The sequence below is a fragment of the Brevibacillus fortis genome, from assembly GCF_003013395.1.
Lineage (GTDB): Bacteria > Bacillota > Bacilli > Brevibacillales > Brevibacillaceae > Brevibacillus > Brevibacillus fortis.
This window is the reverse complement of record NZ_PXZM01000040.1, coordinates 1-18,313: the sequence shown is the minus strand read 5'-3', so window position 1 is coordinate 18,313 and position 18,313 is coordinate 1. Positions and strand designations below refer to the sequence as shown.

The 18,313-nt window shown below is 49.1% G+C and carries 17 protein-coding genes; 1 reads left to right on the top strand and 16 read right to left on the bottom strand.

What is annotated here, in order from left to right:
• Position 1: 1 nt before the first annotated feature.
• The 8 genes from C7R93_RS23665 to lepA form a co-directional block, all read right to left on the bottom strand.
• A complete protein-coding gene (locus C7R93_RS23665) occupies positions 2 to 760 on the bottom strand; it encodes a 16S rRNA (uracil(1498)-N(3))-methyltransferase (protein WP_106841123.1) in 759 nt (252 codons plus the stop codon).
• Positions 761 to 778: 18 nt separating this feature from the next.
• Complete coding sequence (prmA, locus tag C7R93_RS23660) at positions 779 to 1,720, bottom strand: 50S ribosomal protein L11 methyltransferase (RefSeq protein WP_106841122.1); 942 nt, start codon at positions 1,718 to 1,720, stop codon at positions 779 to 781.
• Positions 1,721 to 1,819: 99 nt separating this feature from the next.
• Complete coding sequence (dnaJ, locus tag C7R93_RS23655; RefSeq protein WP_017247717.1) at positions 1,820 to 2,947, bottom strand: molecular chaperone DnaJ; 1,128 nt, start codon at positions 2,945 to 2,947, stop codon at positions 1,820 to 1,822.
• A 150-nt stretch (positions 2,948 to 3,097) separates the two neighbouring features.
• Complete coding sequence (gene dnaK, locus C7R93_RS23650; RefSeq protein WP_106841121.1) at positions 3,098 to 4,924, bottom strand: molecular chaperone DnaK; 1,827 nt, start codon at positions 4,922 to 4,924, stop codon at positions 3,098 to 3,100.
• A 51-nt stretch (positions 4,925 to 4,975) separates the two neighbouring features.
• Positions 4,976 to 5,518: a nucleotide exchange factor GrpE gene (gene grpE, locus C7R93_RS23645; protein WP_106841120.1), complete on the bottom strand. Its 543-nt coding sequence runs from the start codon at positions 5,516 to 5,518 to the stop codon at positions 4,976 to 4,978.
• A 58-nt stretch (positions 5,519 to 5,576) separates the two neighbouring features.
• On the bottom strand, positions 5,577 to 6,602 hold the full coding sequence (gene hrcA, locus C7R93_RS23640) for a heat-inducible transcriptional repressor HrcA (protein WP_106841119.1): 1,026 nt from the start codon (positions 6,600 to 6,602) through the stop codon (positions 5,577 to 5,579).
• Positions 6,603 to 6,754: 152 nt separating this feature from the next.
• Positions 6,755 to 7,897: a radical SAM family heme chaperone HemW gene (hemW, locus tag C7R93_RS23635; protein ID WP_106841118.1), complete on the bottom strand. Its 1,143-nt coding sequence runs from the start codon at positions 7,895 to 7,897 to the stop codon at positions 6,755 to 6,757.
• Between the two features lie 255 nt (positions 7,898 to 8,152).
• On the bottom strand, positions 8,153 to 9,970 hold the full coding sequence (lepA, locus tag C7R93_RS23625; RefSeq protein ID WP_106841117.1) for a translation elongation factor 4: 1,818 nt from the start codon (positions 9,968 to 9,970) through the stop codon (positions 8,153 to 8,155).
• A gap of 272 nt (positions 9,971 to 10,242) precedes the next feature.
• On the opposite strand from lepA, the gene C7R93_RS23620 reads away from it, so the two are divergent.
• Complete coding sequence (locus C7R93_RS23620) at positions 10,243 to 11,121, top strand: GNAT family N-acetyltransferase (protein WP_106841116.1); 879 nt, start codon at positions 10,243 to 10,245, stop codon at positions 11,119 to 11,121.
• Positions 11,122 to 11,175: 54 nt separating this feature from the next.
• On the opposite strand, the gene C7R93_RS23615 is transcribed toward C7R93_RS23620, so the two are convergent.
• From C7R93_RS23615 to C7R93_RS30460, 8 genes are all read right to left on the bottom strand, one after another.
• Entirely contained in the window at positions 11,176 to 12,180 is a 1,005-nt protein-coding gene (locus C7R93_RS23615; RefSeq protein WP_106841115.1) for a hypothetical protein, read from the bottom strand.
• Positions 12,150 to 12,698, bottom strand: a complete 549-nt coding sequence (locus C7R93_RS23610) for a sigma-70 family RNA polymerase sigma factor (RefSeq protein ID WP_106841114.1) — start codon at positions 12,696 to 12,698, stop codon at positions 12,150 to 12,152. Before C7R93_RS23610 ends, C7R93_RS23615 begins: the two co-directional genes overlap by 31 nt.
• A 57-nt stretch (positions 12,699 to 12,755) precedes the next feature.
• Positions 12,756 to 13,769, bottom strand: coding sequence for a methyltransferase domain-containing protein (locus C7R93_RS23605; protein ID WP_106841113.1), 1,014 nt, complete (start codon positions 13,767 to 13,769; stop codon positions 12,756 to 12,758).
• A gap of 6 nt (positions 13,770 to 13,775) precedes the next feature.
• Entirely contained in the window at positions 13,776 to 15,941 is a 2,166-nt protein-coding gene (locus C7R93_RS23600) for a CocE/NonD family hydrolase (RefSeq protein WP_106841112.1), read from the bottom strand.
• A 24-nt stretch (positions 15,942 to 15,965) separates the two neighbouring features.
• Positions 15,966 to 17,009 (bottom strand): dipeptidase, encoded by a 1,044-nt coding sequence (locus C7R93_RS23595; protein WP_106841111.1) that lies wholly within the window; start codon positions 17,007 to 17,009, stop codon positions 15,966 to 15,968.
• 23 nt (positions 17,010 to 17,032) lie between these two features.
• Positions 17,033 to 17,683: a helix-turn-helix transcriptional regulator gene (locus C7R93_RS23590; protein WP_106841110.1), complete on the bottom strand. Its 651-nt coding sequence runs from the start codon at positions 17,681 to 17,683 to the stop codon at positions 17,033 to 17,035.
• 1 nt (position 17,684) lies between these two features.
• Positions 17,685 to 18,152 carry a RidA family protein gene (locus tag C7R93_RS23585; RefSeq protein ID WP_106841109.1) on the bottom strand — a complete coding sequence of 156 codons (468 nt, stop codon included), beginning with the start codon at positions 18,150 to 18,152 and terminating at the stop codon, positions 17,685 to 17,687.
• On the bottom strand, positions 18,128 to 18,313 hold a 186-nt coding region (locus C7R93_RS30460; RefSeq protein WP_208637845.1), incomplete at its 5' end, for a hypothetical protein. The genes C7R93_RS23585 and C7R93_RS30460, both read right to left, overlap by 25 nt.

Below are 18,313 nucleotides of genomic sequence, written 5' to 3'. Positions count from 1 at the left end.
CTCATCCTTCGCGAAGTGATGAAGCCTTTCGTTCAAACTGATAGGAAGCGCAGGCCAAAACGTACTGGCTTGCCGTTTCCGTGCGCAAAATGCGCGGGCCTAAGGAAACCGTCAGGAATCCTTTGCTCTCTGCTTGCGCCACTTCCTCAGGAGAGAAGCCTCCCTCCGGTCCAACGAGGACCAGAAGTGTATCGCCCGCAGTCATCTCTTCTAGCACTTGATGAATCGTGGTACTGCCTTCTTTTTCATAAGCAATTACGCAATGCGTATACGCCTGGCCAGCTTGAAGTATCTCACGAAACGAAACAGGAGACAAAAGCTCTGGCAAAACAGCACGATGCGACTGTTCCGCTGCCTCCTTGACAATCTTGCGCCAACGCTCCAGTTTTTTCGCTTCTTTTTTGGCGTCCAGCTTTACAATGGTTCGCTCAGAAGAAAACGGAAAAAAAGAGTACGCCCCAAGTTCCGTCCCCTTTTGCAAAATCCACTCCAGCTTCTCGCCTTTTGGAAGCCCCTGACCAATTGTGACTCGGATCGGCAATTCTCGTTCTTCTTGAAGCATTTCTATGACTTCTGCTCGTACTTCCTTCGCAGAAAGATAAACAAGCTTGGCCCGTGCAGACCTACCCGCTCCATCAGAAACGATGATTTCTTCGCCTTCCCGAGCACGCATTACATTTACGATATGGTGTACATCGTCTCCGACAATCGTTAGCTCATTCTCACTAAAGGAATGTGGCTCGACAAAATATCGTTGCATCTCGCCAACCCCACTATTCTATCGTTTTTTTGCTACAATTGCTACCCAGTCATCGATGAAAATGGTTTCCACGACCTCAAGGCCAGAAGCTGCCAAAGCTGCTTTCACATCTGCTTCCCGTGCAGCAATAATTCCGGAAGCGATGAAGGTACCATCTGGCTTCAACACGCGGAATACATCATCGGTGAATCGCAGAATAACTTCCGCCAAAATGTTGGCGACAACCACTTCCACCTGCTCCTCGATGCCGTCGAGCAAGTTGTTTTGTCTCACGTTAATATGCTCATGCACACCGTTCAGTTCGGTATTGGCTTGAGCGGATCGTACAGCCACTTCATCCAAGTCCATCGCAAGCACATCTTTAGCTCCGAGCTTGATGGCAGCAATACTCAAAATAGCAGTGCCTGTCCCAACATCATACACCTGATCGCCTTTCGCCAGATACTTTTCGAGTGCACGTAGACAGAGAATGGTCGTCGGATGCGTACCTGTTCCAAATGCCATGCCTGGGTCCATCTCGATAATGATCTCATCTGGATGCTTCAGCTCGTACTCTTCCCATACTGGCTTGATGGTCATGCGATCAGACACATGAACAGGCTTGTAATATTTTTTCCAGGCGTGGGCCCATTCATCTTCGTGGACATCGTTTACAGCAATTGATGCCTTACCGATGTCCAAACCGTACTCGATCAGCTGTGCCAGTTGCTCTTTCAACTCTTCTACAACATCAAGCAACTCGCTGCTGTCAACCGGCAGGTAAGCTTTAACGAATACGCCCTCGGCCGGAAAATCATCAGGAGAAAGCTGGTAGATTTCGCCAAAGGGGGTATCCCACTCACGATAGAGCACCTCCGGGTCTTCAATTACGACACCATTGGCACCCATTTCATACAAGAGGTTTGACACCGCCTCCGTAGCCTCCGCTGTAGTATGGATACTGATTTCTGACCATTTCACGAATCTACCACTCCCCACATAAGCTCCCAATCGGGCTTTTCATTTGATCGACTTCACTACACGAAGCATTAGGCAAAAAGCGGACAAAACCGCGACGGATTACTCGCCGCGGAATGCCCGTTTCATTTTTTCGAAAAAGCTTTCGTCTTCTCCCCCATGCTGTCCTGGCTTTTCTCCAGACAGTTCGGCGAGCTCACGCAACAGTTCTTTTTGTTTATCACTCAGCTTGGTCGGTGTAATGACGCGCACTTTGACATGCTGATCTCCACGACCGTTTCCTCGCAGATGCGGAACACCTTTTCCACGCAAGCGGAAGAATGTCTCCGTTTGAGTACCCGCTGGGATTTTCAGCTTCACGCGACCATCAACCGTCGGCACTTCAATCTCATCTCCGAGTGCCGCCTGTGCGTAAGTAAGGGGAACCTCACAGTAAATATCATTTCCTTCACGCTCAAAAAACTCATGACTCTTGACGCGCAATACGACGTACAAATCTCCAGGAGGTCCACCGTTTGCGCCCGGTTCTCCCTCGCCTGTTACGCGCAGTTGTGCTCCATCGTCCACACCTGCTGGGATGTTGAGATGAATTTTGCGGCGTACCTTTACACGTCCATTGCCACGGCAGGTCGAGCATTTTTCTTTGACAACTTTACCTTTACCTTCACAAGTAGAGCACACACGGCGATTGACAATTCGCCCGAATGGCGTGTTTGCTACCACCTCTTGTTGCCCAGTACCGCTACAAGTCTTACACGTATCTACACCGGAACCAGGCTTCGCACCAGAACCAAGGCACGTATCGCATTCTGCTTCCTTTGGAATTTCCACGTCGGTTTCTTTCCCAAAAATCGCATCGATAAAATCAATGCTGAGGCCAAATTGCAGGTCTGATCCTTTGCGCGGCGCATTCGGATTCGAACGTCTGCCGCCGCCACCGAAGAACATATCAAAAATGTCTCCGAAGCCGCCCATGCCCGATCCGTCAAAACCTCCACCACCGAAGCCCTGATTCGGGTCTTGGTGACCGAAACGGTCATATTGCGCACGCTTTTGTGGCTCGGACAGGATGTCGTACGCATCCTTTACTTCTTTGAACTTTTCTTCCGCGTCAGCCTCTTTATTTACATCCGGATGGTACTGGCGAGCTAGCTTGCGATACGCTTTTTTGATTTCATCAGCGTCCGCGTCCTTTGCAACGCCCAGAACCTCGTATAAATCACGTTTCATCTCCTACATCACTCCCATGACAGTCAACTGTTATCATAGCATGTGACAGACTTGAAAAAAAGTCAAAGTCAGCATTCCGTGACTTTGACTTTCATGGGTCACATCGTGGGAAGTGAGGGAAGAAAACTCTCCCCTCACAGTTCCAGCGTGTTACTTTTTATCGTCTACCACTTCGTAGTCAGCATCTACAACATTGTCTTTCTTCGGCTCTTGACCTTCAGCGCCACCTTGTGCAGCTTGCGCTTGAGCAGCCTGCTCATAGAGCTTCACCGAAATTTGTTGGATGATCTCGGACAGTTCATCTTTCGCTGTCTTGATCTCTTCGATGTTGCCGCCTTCCAGAGCAGCTTTCACTTTATCTTTCGCAGCGTTAGCGCGGTCGATTTCAGCTTGGTCGACCTTGCCTTCTACTTCTTTCAGTGTTTTCTCGGTAGTGAATACAAGTTGGTCAGCTTCGTTGCGAACTTCTACTTGCTCTTTGCGTTGTTTGTCCGCTTCTGCATTCAACTCAGCATCTTTTACCATGCGATTGATATCATCGTCGGACAGACCGGAGTTGGAAGTAATGGTGATGCGTTGCTCTTTTCCGGTACCCAAGTCTTTTGCACGTACGTTTACGATACCGTTCGCGTCAATATCGAAGGAAACTTCGATTTGCGGGATGCCGCGTGGCGCTGGCGGGATATCGGACAGGTTGAAGCGACCGAGAGATTTATTGTCGTTCGCCATTTGACGCTCACCTTGGAGAACGTGGATTTCTACAGATGTTTGGTTGTCAGCAGCTGTAGAGAACACTTGGGATTTGCTTGTTGGGATCGTCGTGTTGCGATCGATCAACTTGGTGAATACGCCACCCAATGTTTCGATACCGAGGGACAGTGGAGTTACGTCAAGAAGTACGACGTCTTTCACATCACCAGTCAGTACGCCTGCTTGCACAGCAGCCCCGAGTGCTACTACTTCGTCTGGGTTTACACCTTTATGTGGTTCTTTACCTGTAAATTTCTTAATTGCTTCTTGTACCGCTGGGATACGAGTAGAACCACCGACCAGAATCACGCGATCCAGTTCGCTAGGAGTCAGTCCAGCATCTTTCAGTGCTTGACGAGTTGGGCCCATTGTACGCTCTACCAAATCAGCGGAGATCTCTTCGAATTTTGCGCGAGTCAGGTTCATCTCCAAGTGTTTTGGACCGGTTGCATCTGCTGTGATGAACGGCAGAGAAATGGTCGTAGTCAGAACACCGGACAGGTCTTTCTTCGCTTTTTCAGCAGCGTCTTTCAAACGTTGTTGTGCCATACGATCCTTGGACAGATCGATGCCATGTTCTTTTTTGAATTCACTCACCAGGTAGTTCATAACTACATCGTCGAAGTCGTCTCCACCCAGCTTGTTATCACCGGAGGTCGCTTTTACTTCGAAGAAGCCGTCGGACAATTCGAGAATGGATACGTCAAAGGTACCGCCGCCCAAGTCGAATACGAGAACAGTTTGATCTTCTGTTTTCTCCATACCGTATGCAAGAGCAGCTGCCGTTGGTTCATTCACGATACGCAGTACTTCCAGACCAGCGATTTTGCCAGCGTCTTTTGTCGCTTGGCGTTGGCTGTCATTGAAGTATGCTGGAACCGTAATCACTGCCTGCGTCACAGGTTGACCAAGGTAGCTTTCCGCGTCTGCTTTCAGCTTTTGCAGAATCATAGCAGAAATCTGCTCAGGCGAGTATGCATTGCCTTCAAGCGTTTCTTTATGAGCAGTACCCATGTGGCGCTTGATGGAAATTACGGTATTGTCTGGATTCGTGATGGCTTGGCGTTTTGCCGCTTCCCCAACGATGCGCTCGCCGTTTTTAAATGCTACTACGGATGGTGTGGTACGGTTTCCTTCTGCATTGGCAATAACGACAGGCTCTCCACCTTCCATTACTGCTACACAAGAGTTGGTTGTTCCCAAGTCAATTCCGATTACGCGACTCATACAAAATGTCCTCCTAACACTATACGTCTAGTGATTTTTAGTACTTTGGGTTTACTCGTTTACTTGAACCATCGCCGGACGAACGACGCGGTCTTTGAACATATATCCTTTTTGCAGCTCGTTTACTACGACACCTGAATCAAATTCAGGGTCTTGTGTTTGCATTACCGCCTGATGAATGTGCGGATCAAACGGTTTTCCTTTTGCCTCAATCGCGATCAAGCCTTCTTTATCGAAAACTTGAACCATCTGACGATATACCATGTTTACACCCTCCAAGAGGGAATCTACTGTCATGGATTCCTTGTCAGTGGCAAGTGCTCGCTCGAAATTATCGAGAACCGGCAAAAGCTCTTCCACGATTTTCAGAGAAGCGTATTTAGCCAAATCTTCCTGCTCTTTGCGAACACGGCGGCGGAGGTTATCCATATCAGCCATGGCACGCAGCATGCGGTTTTGATGCTCTTCGGCCTGAGCCTTCCAGTGAGCAGCTTCCTGCTCCCCGTTCATTTCGGTTGCAGTCGTTTGGTCTGCATCCTGTTCTACTTGTTCTTCTTCGAGAGTTGGGTCTTGCGTTACTTTTTCCTCGCTCAACGTCACTACCTCCTGGCGGCTTTTTCCAGTCAAAAGACTGTTTAGCCATTCACTCCATTTATTTCTCAAACTGCGAAGTCAGCATGCGCGATAAGCCTTCCGCCAAATGGTTGAGTACGGTAATGACCTTGCCGTATTCCATTCGCGTCGGGCCAAGTATCCCCACCATTCCCACCGGCTTGCCTCCAAGCGAATAAGAAGTGGTAATAATACTGCATTGCTTAATCGCGTCTAGCTGGTTTTCCTGTCCGATGCGCACCGTCAGACCATCACCCTGCATGCCGATCACACTCAGCAATTGATCGTGCTGCTCTAGTAGCTCCAGAATATCCTTGACTTTATCTACATCTCGGAATTCCGGCTGGTTCAAGATCTTGGTCGCACCGCGTAAGTATACTCGTTCTTCTTCTTGCGTCAGCGAGTTGTTGAGGAGCTGAAGAATTTCTTCATACTGCTCTGTATGACGTTGCATTTCACCGGAAATCTCTTGATAAAGCCGTTGCCGCAGCTGCCATAGTGGCACATCGGTCAGCTTTCCATTCAATAGATTGACGAGTCTCTCGATTTCCCCGGCACCAATGCCTTCTGGAAGATCGATCAGCTTGTTCTCCACTCGTCCGGTATGCGTCACCACAATCGCCACTGCCTGTGTTTCATTAAGAGGAACGATTTGGATATGTTTTAACCGATGCTCAAAAATCTCAGGTCCCAAGACAATTGCCGTGTAATTTGTCAGTTGAGAGAGAATCTGGGCAGTGTACTCTACCACTTGTTCAGAATGGAGAATACGCTCGGCAAACAACTGCTTTAGTTTACCCAATTCAGCTTCCTCCAAAAGATGAGGCTGAATCAAGTTATCGACGTAGAAGCGGTATCCTTTTGTAGAAGGCACACGTCCCGCCGATGTGTGGGGCTGTTCTAAGTATCCCAGCTCCTCCAAGTCAGACATCTCGTTGCGTATCGTTGCCGAAGAGAATCCGATGTCCTCCCGCTTGGAAATAGTCCGGGAGCCAACAGGTTCGGCAGAATGAATGTAATTATCGACAATCGCGTTTAAAATCATTTGTTGACGGTCTGATAACATGGATGTCGCTCGCCTCCTGTTGGATTGTTAGCACTCATGCTTATCGAGTGCTAAATCTATATACTAAGGTATCAATAGTAGAAGGATTTGTCAACGAGCTTGCGCTAGTTCCTGAGACAAAAAATCTCATATTTCGCCACTTCTCCTTACACTCAGCGAAGAAAGCGTGCAAATACCTCATTTCCGAGCGGAAGCCCCTGATTCGTCAGCTTCAAAAACCCGTCCTGTTCTTCCAGCATTCCTTTGGCAATCTCTTCTTCTATTATTGTCCCAAAAACATCATATACAGTTGCACCAAAGCGGGATGCAAACGCCGAAAGGTCAACGCCTTCTCTCAAGCGCAGCCCCAAAATCATCTGCTCCTCCATGGCATCCTCGCGCGGCACCTCGAATTGTTCTACACGCGGCAGCCCTTCCTTGCACTTCTGCATGTATATCGCAAGTGGACCTGCATTCACATGCCGCTGGCCGCACACATAGCCGTGGGCACCTGCACCCACCCCATAGTATTCACGATTGAGCCAATAGGTTTTATTATGTTTGCTCTCGAAACCCAGTTTTGCAAAATTGCTGATTTCATACTGCTTGTACCCGTGACGCTCCATCTCTTCTATTAGTACCATGTACATCTCAAGCTCTGTCTCTTCAGAAGGCAGTGGTAGCTGATCCTTCTGGTAGAGCGTGTGGAACAGCGTGTTCTCCTCCACCTTGAGACTGTATGCAGAGAAATGCGTCGTACCCAGCCCAAACGCCTTGTCCAATGTCTGGCGGAAAATATCCAGTGTCTGATCCGGCAACCCAAACATCAGGTCGATGCTAAAGTTGTCAAAGCCTACTTTTTTCGCATTATCGATGCTGCGGTACACGGCTTCCTGGTCGTGAATACGTCCCAATCGCTTTAAGAGCGCGTCGTCAAAGGACTGCACACCAAAGCTTAGACGATTGACGCCAAGCTCACGCATGATGCGAAGCTTTTCCACGTCTGTCGTTCCCGGATTCGCTTCCATCGAAAATTCGATATCAGCCGCCCAGTACTTGCCCAATTGCTTTTGTACTATTTCCAAAAACGCGCGCATTTGGGCGTGATCGAGAAACGTAGGCGTCCCTCCGCCGACAAAGATCGTCTTCACCTGCTCGATTGGTTGCTGACTGAATGTGAGCTCCATTTCACTTTTCAACGCGTCTAAGTAATCCCAAATGAGCTGCGGATTGTTCGTCACAAATGAGTTGAAGTCACAGTAGTAGCATTTATTCGTACAAAAGGGAATGTGAATGTAAACCGATTGTGGCATCATGTCCCTTTCCCTCCTTATAATAACGACTTTTGGATTACCTTTTTCAATAAAAGTCAAAAAGTCGGCTTTTCAGCACCGAGAAAATGGCGAGAACCTGAAGAAGGAGGAGCGGAGTGTAGGGGACCTACATGAGCACCGGACTTCGAAGGTGAACGCCATTTTCGATGCCGAATAAGCTTTCTTAACTACTTCGTGATCAAAAGCTGACTTTTTGACCTCCGCTTTTAATGGAAAAGACCTGACACAAGGTCAGGCCTACTTCTTATCATCCATGCGCAATACAGCCATAAATGCTTCTTGTGGTACCTCTACGGAACCGACAGACTTCATGCGCTTCTTTCCTTCTTTTTGCTTTTCGAGCAGTTTGCGCTTACGTGAGATGTCCCCGCCGTAACATTTGGCAAGAACGTTTTTACGCAAGGCACTGATCGTTTCACGAGCTACAACCTTGTGTCCGATGGTCGCTTGAATCGGCACCTCGAATTGCTGACGTGGAATCAATTCCTTCAGCTTTTCGCAAATGACCTTACCGCGAGCATAGGCTGTATCTTTGTGTACGATAAACGACAGAGCATCCACCACTTCGCTGTTGAGGAGAATATCCATTTTCACCAGCTTGGAAGCCTTGTAGCCCCCTAACTCATAGTCAAAGGACGCATACCCTTTAGTCCCCGACTTCAGCATATCAAAGAAATCGTAGACAATCTCGGACAATGGCATGTCGTATTTCAGCTGCACGCGATTCTCGCCCAAGTATTGCATGTCAAGAAACTCGCCGCGCTTACCTTGGCACAACTGCATAACATCGCCGACGTATTCTTTTGGCACCATAACCGTCGCGGTAACATAAGGCTCCTCGACCATTTCGATCTTTTGCGCTTCCGGCATTTTGGACGGGTTGTCGATTTCGAAAACCTCTCCGTTCGTTCTGGTAATCCGGTAAATAACGCTTGGTGCTGTTGTAATCAAGTTAATATTAAATTCCCGTTCGATCCGCTCCTGGATGATCTCCATGTGCAAAAGTCCCAAGAATCCGCAACGGAAACCAAAGCCGAGTGCTTGGGATGTCTCCGGTTCAAACTGCAGAGACGCATCGTTGAGCTGGAGCTTTTCCAACGCATCACGCAGATCGTTGTACTCGTTTGTTTCGATTGGGTACAGGCCGCAGAATACCATCGGGTTGATCTTGCGGTATCCAGGCAGCGGTTCAGTAGCAGGGCGATTCGCATCTGTAATGGTATCCCCCACACTGGTGTCTCCCACTGTTTTAATGGAAGCGGCTACGTAGCCTACATCTCCAACCGTCAATTCATCAACTTGCGTTTGGCGTGGAGTAGATGTACCGATTTCTGTTACCTCAAACGACTTGCCTGTCGCCATCATCTTGATTTTCATACCCTTTTTCAAGGTTCCGTTGATGACACGGATGGAGGCAATAACGCCGCGATACGCATCAAAATAGGAGTCGAAAATCAACGCTTGCAGAGGTGCATCCGGATCTCCCTCTGGAGCCGGTACTTTTTGCACAACCGCTTCCAGAACTTCTTTAATCCCGATACCCGCTTTGGCAGAAGTCAAAACCGCGTCGCTGGCATCCAGACCGATAACGTCCTCAACCTCTTGCTTCACGCGTTCAGGCTCTGCGCTCGGCAGGTCGATTTTGTTGATAACCGGAATGATCTCCAGGTCGCTGTCCAACGCCAAATAGACGTTCGCCAATGTCTGGGCTTCGATTCCTTGTGCGGCATCCACTACGAGAATAGCCCCTTCACAGGCAGCCAAACTACGGGATACCTCATAAGTAAAGTCGACGTGTCCAGGGGTGTCGATCAGGTGGAGAATGTACTCCTCACCGTCATCTGCTTTATAGTTCAAACGCACGGCATTTAGCTTAATCGTAATCCCGCGCTCTTTTTCCAGCTCCATCGTGTCAAGAAACTGGGCTTCCATCTCACGGGCAGTCAAGGCACCGGTCAGCTCCAAAATACGGTCTGCCAGCGTCGACTTTCCATGGTCAATGTGGGCGATGATGGAAAAATTTCGTATCCTTTTTTGTCTTTCACGACGATCCATGTGTTGTTCGTTCCCTCCCACGCGAATCCATTCAAACGTTCAGATTGCGCCTCGCAAAAAATACACTAACAGTAATTATAACAAACCGATGATATAAAGAGCAACCAAAGAGAATCAAGCGTTTGCCTCCTTTTTCTCGTATCCAAACTTTTCCTGTGCTAAAGTGGTAAATAAATGGAGGCGGATAGGCATGAGGCCGAAACGCGACTAGCAGCCACTCGTATAAAAATGACGGAAGCATTGAACGACCAACATAAAGAAAGAAACGGAGAATGATCAAAGTGAACTGTGTTGACTCCTGCTTGCATTCCTTAACGATATCGGATATTCCCGGACTCATTGCCTTATCTGATTCCGTAGGCTGGGATTATAACGAATCGGAAATTCACACAATTCTGTCTATCGGAACCGTATTCGGTCACAAAGACGCGAGTGGCACCTTACTATCCAGTGCGGCTATCATTCCGTACGAGGACAAGCTTGCCAGCATCGGCATGGTGATTGTCCATCCCTCGACACAAGGCAAAGGGTACGGCCGCGAGCTCATGAAAGCGTGCATGGCTTCTGTTTCTGCCGATACAACGAGCATGCTCATTGCTACTCCAGAAGGAGAGCCCTTGTATAAAAACCTCGGATTCCAGACAGTGGATCGTATCCGAAAGTTTATTGCTGAACGTTTTGTGCCTGAAGCACTTCTGCCAAACGAAGCCAATGACGAGTTCGAAATTGTGCCAATGGAGTTAGACGATTTCTTGAGCGTCGTTGAATTGGACAAAGCAGCAATAGGCAGCAGCCGCTCTCAATTTCTCGACACACGTATGAGACAAGCTACTACCTGTCTGGTAGCCAAAAATCGCTCCGGCAAGATCATCGGGTATGGCTTCTCCGTTCAAGGCTCTGTCAACCTTATCGCGGGGCCAATCGTCGCAGAAAATGTAGTCATGGCTGAACACATCCTATACAAACTGACACAAAATCATACCGGACGTGTGCGGATAGACGTACCGGATGAGCAAGCAGCGTTTCACGCATATTTGGAGCAAAACGGCTTCACACAGGTTTCTCATCCCCCTGTGATGGTTGCGAACGCGCATACCCTGCCACGCCGTGCTGGGACGTACTGGGCGATAGGTGCTCAAATATACGGATAGACATGAAAAGCTAAAAACGGACCTTCTGTTAGGAGAAGGTCCGTTTTGTCATTCTTACTTTGCTTTTGATCGATTGTTGATTTGCTCCAGTACTTTAGGTGGAAACAACTTTTGCAGGCTGCTCTGGTAGTTGCTGCCGTCCTCGGGCATTTTGAAGTTAGTTACCCGATAATCATTCCCATTGTAGACGATTTGAAAGGCCATTGGTGCACTGAGCGCGGAAGAATTGCTACCCGTTATTTTCACCCAAGCGTATACCGTTCGCTTCGCAGCATCTGGCGCTTCCACTCCGAGGAGCTCGACATTAATCTCGCGGTGTTTTCCCAGCCACCCCAGCTGATCGCTTTCCGTCTCCAAATACTGCTGAATGATAGGGCCGACTAGTTGACGGTTCGCAGGTGCTATTCCTTTTTTCACCTCGACAAAAACTTGTCCGAGATGTTTGCCTCCTGATCTGACTTCCAGCTTCCATTTGCCCGGTTCAGGTAACACGATCCCTGAAGGAAAATGTCCATCTGCATCGTATAAAGGGTCCATCACCTCGTAGCTCCCCAATGCCAGACGGGTCCCATCGGTGTTGTAAGCAGCGATCTCTACTTCTGGTGCGTATTCCCCATTCAACAGCCATATCACCCGCTGCGTCTGCCCTTCGTAAAAACCGTCTTGATCTGTCATGATGCGGACAGGCTTTTCTCCCAAATAAGAAAAGGACTGATTGCCGTAAATGGATGACAAAGAAGGTGACAGCTTCCACAAATCCGCTTCGACGATTTGGCCCCCTGGCAACAAGGAGGGTATTTGTGTCTCTTGCTGTGGTGCTTTCACCTCTTGCTGTGCAGATTGCCCCTCCTCCTTGGTGGGGAGCCCGAACCACAATAGCAAGCCCATTATCAGCACAACACCCGGCAAGGATAGCTTCTTCCAGCCAGTCATCCACCCTGTTCTTGGTCTCACCCTCTGCCGCACTCGCTCTTCCATCGAAGCTGTGAATTGTACATCACGAAAAATGGTCTGATCTGCCCGTTCCTTTAAGTCCGTGAGCCATCGGTTTTCGTCCATTCCCAGTCCCTCCCCTCTCCCATACTCTGCCGAAGCTGCTGTCTGGCCCTATGCAACCTGGTTCTGACTGTTCCTTCCGTTACCCCAAGCACATCCGCCACCTCTCCTATGGTTAAATCCGCATAGTAATGAAGGGCAATCACTTGGCGATAAAGCGGAGGAAGCAGCAACACTTCTGCTACGAGCTGGTCCCTCTCGGCTTGATCAAGCACAAGACTTTCCGTAGAAAGCTCCCCATCCTGTCTAATCCACGAACGAGGAAGGATATGGCGGAACGACCAAGAACGCAAATAACCTTTACACTCATTGACCGCGATTCGATACAACCAAGTGTGCACACTGCTCTCCTGCCGAAAGCGGGGAAGATGCCGATACACCTTGACGAATACGTCCTGGGTAATATCCTCTGCCAAGCTGCGATCTCTTACCAGAAAAGTGACGAGTCGAAGCACGCGGGTCCCATATTCCCTCATGATTTGTTCAAAAGCAGCATCTGTCGTTGGCTGCAATTTTTCCAAGGGCGTGACCTCCTTCACTCGCAGTCATACTGGTTAGATGCAGCACCAGACATTTTGTTACAAAGTGGAGGAAGAAATTTTTTTCGCCAAAATCGTCCAACGAGTAGCTCCACCCGGTGTCCCGACTGGTTCAGCGAATGGATACCCCCCATGCTGCCAACGATCCATATCGTAGCCATCATCCGCTTGACTCGGCTCGAAGTCTTGCTTGTGGAATACATTCTCTTTGCTGTAGGTGACTCTAAAGCCTGATCCTTCCAATAAAAGCACAAGCTCAGTAGGCAAAAGCAACGCCATCTCACGCTCTACGCGATACCTTGGCTGCTCAATCTGCTCAAGAAAAGTCTCATAAGTAAGCGTGTAGCGGAACTTTTGCTCCAACAGCGAAGTTTCACCCTCTACCTTTTGATACACCATACGGTCTGGGAAAACGAATTTGCGTTGCATCGTTGTCCATTGATTTTTTACTGGCGGCAAGAGTAAGTCAATTGCCAATGTTCCGTCCTCGGTTATGTAATCGTGGATGACCGAAAGCAATTGTCGTTGCCTGTCTCTACAGGTGGCCTGTTGAAAAATCCCTTCTGGGAGAAGCACATGCGTAAATTGCCGATCGAGCTCTATCTCCCACATATTTTGTTCGACAAGGTCCAGCAGTTCTTCTTTCCCTTTTAACATGCGCCGTTTCTTTTTGGCGGCCATTTCCAGCATTTCCGGACTCCAATCTATACCGCAGACGGACAAGCCATTCCGAGCCAGCTCAATGGCTATTCTCCCTGTCCCAACACCCAGCTCCAGCACCGAGACTAGGGCTTGCTCCGATTCCCTCAGCAACCAGTTTCGATAAAATGCGATGCTAGCCTTCCCGGCAAACTGATCGTAATACGTAGCTTCCACGTTCGTGTACTTGGTTTCAGGAAGCGGCAAGTGCCGCCCTTCCTCGTCCATCTGACAATCGGTACACACAGAACCTGCTAAATGAGGAAAAGGCACCCCGGGCGGGACGCCATTTTTCGTATCACCTAGCCACTCGTCGTAACGGAACTTGCATATTCTGCAACTGTAAACAGTCATTGTATTTTAGATACCTCCTGAAGGTTGCTTGCTTCCCCCAGAACGCAAGAGAGGGAGCTTGATATGACTCGGATATTGGCTGTCATGATAGACACGTTGCACGGCGACGACCGTCTCGGTTTCCGTTGCCAGATCGTTGCCTGTATTCGGATTTGGGAACGAGAAGTTCTCGGCGCCAGAAGTAACGGAGACGCGAATGCGGTGACCTTTTTGGAAGACATTGGCGATCTTGGTCATGCGAATCTCATAGCATTCGATTTGTCCGGCAACAAGTAGCTCAGGCTCTTCGAATGAGTGGCGGTAGCGTGCGCAGATAATCCCGTCCGATAGACGAATCGAATTGCCTTCCTCATCTACATCACACAGTCGGACCAACCAATCTGTATCCCGCGCTGAGCTAGATGCATAGATAACAGCCGAGATTTCTCCCCCGATGACGACTTCCTCTTCCAATGGCTCCGATGTGTAAACGAGCACATCTGCCCTTTCTTCCACATCACGATAGTTTTCCGGAACGCTGTTTTCGTTCTCCGACAAATCCAGTAGATACGGTGCCGCATCCAGCGGATCATAGTTGTATATATCCACCGCCTGTTCACCTGGGGTAGACAGTATTAGCGTTCCATCCCCACCGCTTGTATTGGCTTTACCTCCACTGCTTACATACAAATTCGTCAGCGTCGCCTCTGCTGGCGGCCAAGTCTGCGAGGTCTTCCACTCGTTTTCTCCCACCATGTAGTACTCGACACGCGCCTCCTGATCAACGCCATTTTCTACCCCTTTTAAATAGCGGTCAAACCAGCGGAGCTGTGTCACATCCAGATCGTAGCGGATGGCGTTGTTTCCAAATGGCACATGATGGATTTCTCGGGTCGTATTCGCCTTGTGATACCACGGCCCCAAGATGAGTCTGGCGTGCTCTGGCACATTTCGGGAGACAACCTCCCACGATTCGCTCGTCCCCATCCCGTTGTCGTCATACCAGCCTGATACGAGGGTAGCTGGCACCTTTACCTGATCGGCATGCCGTTTCCAGTCTGACATGGCCCAGAACTCGTCTCCGTCCGGATGTTCCATCCATTTTGTCCAAAACGGGATTTCTTTCCCCAGCACTTTTTGCGGAATTTCCTTGATCGGGCGCACCTTGATGACCTCACTCCAGTCATCCCGGGAGAGAGCCGCAACGTTCCGACGCTTTTCTGCCATCATGAAAATCCATGACAGACCGCCGAGAATCGTTCCCCCTTTGCGAGGAATATCCACATACGGCGTTCCTACTGTCACATAACTGAAAATCGCCTTTAGATGCGGATTCCCACTTGCGGCAGCAGCCCATTGCACATACCCCACGTACGATCCGCCGAGCATCCCGATGTTGCCATCCGACCACTCTTGGCTCGCGATCCAGTTGAGACTGTCGTCTCCATCATTGCGCTCGTGAATGAGTGGGCTCCACTCTCCCTCAGAATCTTCACGTCCGCGCGTGTCCTGTACAACCAGCGCATATCCGCGAGCTACAAAAGGCAATCGGCGAAAAATGGCATCCATTCGTCCATAGGGAGTGCGCATGAAAATGGTTGGAACTCGCTGCCCCTCCGCCAAGCCCGCAGGCAACCAAACTTCGGTCGCCAAACGAACACCATCTATCATTTCCACATTATGCCTACCCAAATGATGTACGCCGTAGTTTACTTCGGACAGCAAAGGATCTTGCCACATCGTGAGCGGAGTCAAATTCTCCCACCCTGTTTTAGCCAATACGACGCTATCGCCACGACCTGTCAGTACAAACGCGATGACTTCGTTCTCACAAATGATCAAATCAATTGGCTGTGTTGCTTCCCGTACCGCCCAGATCCACGCTTGTTTTTGCCCCGCGGGACCTGTTCCTTCGATGGATAGATGACGTTGGTAGTGTCCTCCGCTTTCCGGAAACACTACTTGTTCGCTCTCCCAGTCGATTTGCTCCCAGTCCGGCAGCTTTTGTGCCAGGTCGAGGAGCGGCAATTCGTAGACTGCTTCCCCTTCAACCAGCTGTACAAATGGACCGTCGGCCGCTCTGCCCGTATCCCAACCTGTGCTCCGATGCCAAACTTCCCCATCCTCAAAGCGTATATCTGCTACCTTGATACCAGATTGATAATAGCCAAATGAACCTTTTGTCTGTCCCATCCGCCATTCCTCCTCTCATCTGATCTACTTCCACACATCCTGATACACTCTGAGGAAATTGCCACCCAGGATTCCTTCGATTTCTCCATCCGTATACCCGCGATTCATCAGCTCATGCGTAATGTCTGGTAGAGACGAATGGCCTTTTACTACGTCAAATGGCATTTCTGTGGTTTTGGCAATCTTGTCCAAGGGCAAATATTTCGTCAAATCATCGCACAGATCTAGGCCTATCCCGATATGCCTTGCTCCAACAAGCTTTTTCATATAGTCAACGTGGTCAATCAGTCTCGCAAGCGTTGCGTCAGCGCTGTTGGTCGCCGCGAACATGCTAAACGCATTCAGCCCGACAAGCCCGTCCTTTTCCGCAATCGCTTTGATCTGCTCGTCTGTCAGATTCCGCATCGTCGGCACGACTGTTCGGCTGTTGGAGTGAGAAGCGATCACTGGCTTTTCGGCGATTTCCATCACGTCCCAGAACCCTTCGTCATTCAAATGGCTCACATCGATGACAATACCCAGCTTTTCCGCTTCCTCGATGAGACGCACACCAAAATCCGTAATGCCTCCTTTTTTCCCTTCACGTACTGGCGCAAAGAAGCTGCCATCCCCAACGAAGTTGCGCCGACTCCAAACCAGACCCATCATCCGTACACCCAGCTCATAAAAGACACGCAAGAGACTCAAATCGTGATAAAGCGGCTCTGCCCCTTCTAACGACAGGATAAACGATACTTTTTGCTCCGCTCTTGCCCGGCGCAAATCATCGAGATTTTTTGCGATGACAATGTGCTCGGGAGACTCTGCCGCCTCTGCATGCATAGCGCTGATCTGATTGAGCGCCTTGCGCAGACTCATCTCCGGTACAAAAGCATCCTCAACGAACACTGCCGCCACAACGGAATGCACGCCACCCTTCTGGAACCGTGGCAAATACTCCGTCTCGATCATTTTGGTTCGACCGTATCCACGCTGAATTTCCACATCCATCAACAGATCAAAATGCCCATCCAGAACGTGAACACCGTCATGAAATTCACGCGCCTGTTCTCTCGTTACTTCTGCCATGCGGGTCATCTCCCATCTTTGGTCTATGAATTTTTCTTATCGAGATAGTTGTAAACCGTGAATTTGGATATATCCAACAAATCCGCGATGTATTGCACGGCTCCTTTGATCAAAAACAGACCCATTTCATCCAGCTGGTGGATAAATTGAATCTTCTCTTCTTTTTGCATCAGGGCGATCGGTTTGCCTGTACGTTTCAGGCAATCGTCTATCATTTGCTCCATTAACGTCCCGACAGTCGGAGCGAAGTTCTCTTCCGCTTTTTCTGCCTCACGCTTGTCTTGGATCACCATCATTGATTCGATGAATGACTGCGCCATTGCGAGATGAGTCATATCAAGATTGATGCACAGACTGCCAATGACTTCCCCATGTTCATCCTTAATATAGATGGAGCTCGATTTGATCTGTTTGCCTTTGATAGTGTCATTGCGGTAGTTGAGGTCAAAAGCTTCTTCACTGACCTTCGTCGTGCGTAAAGCTTGCAGTGCCAGATTCGTTACCGGTGAGCCGATTTGTCTACCACTGACATGGCCGTTGGAAATGGCAATGATCGATGAAGAAATATCGCCGGTCAGATCATGCAAAACCACTTCACAATGCTCACCAAAGGTCCGTGCCAGTCCCTCTACTACTGGAATGTAGCTTGCTAATATCGGATGTAAGTTTTTCATATTACCCCTCGTTCACTTCCACAATCATCTCGATTTCGATCGGGTTGTTAAACGGAAGAACAGATGTCCCAGCAGCCGCTCTCGCATGCTTGCCCGCTTCACCAAAAATTTCGATGAGGAAATCAGAAGCTCCATTGATCACCCGTGGTTGTTCGTAGAAATCAGGGGCGCTGCTGACGAGTGCGAACAGTTTGACAATCCGTGTGATTCGATCCAAATCCCCAATCTCGCTTTTCAAAATCGCTAGCAGATTAAGAACCGTGACCTTAGCAGCCTCATAGCCCTGCTCGATCGTCACATCCGCCCCCAGCCTACCCAGATACATCGGACTTCCATTTACGTAGCACCCCGCACCAGATGTATAAATGACAGAGCCAGTCTGTACACATGACACATAATTCGCCATGGTTGGAGGAACTGGCGGCAACTCATACCCTAACTCTTTTAAACGTTGCTCCACTTTGGACATATAGCCATCACCTCGTCATCGATTTCATTCCTTTCTTTAACCATACTATTCTGCAAAATCTTCTTCAACAATTTTTTGTATGATAAAAAAATTATTTGAAATTCATATATTTTCCCTCTTAACAAAAAAGGACGCCAACTAGGGGTTGTTGACAAATTTCC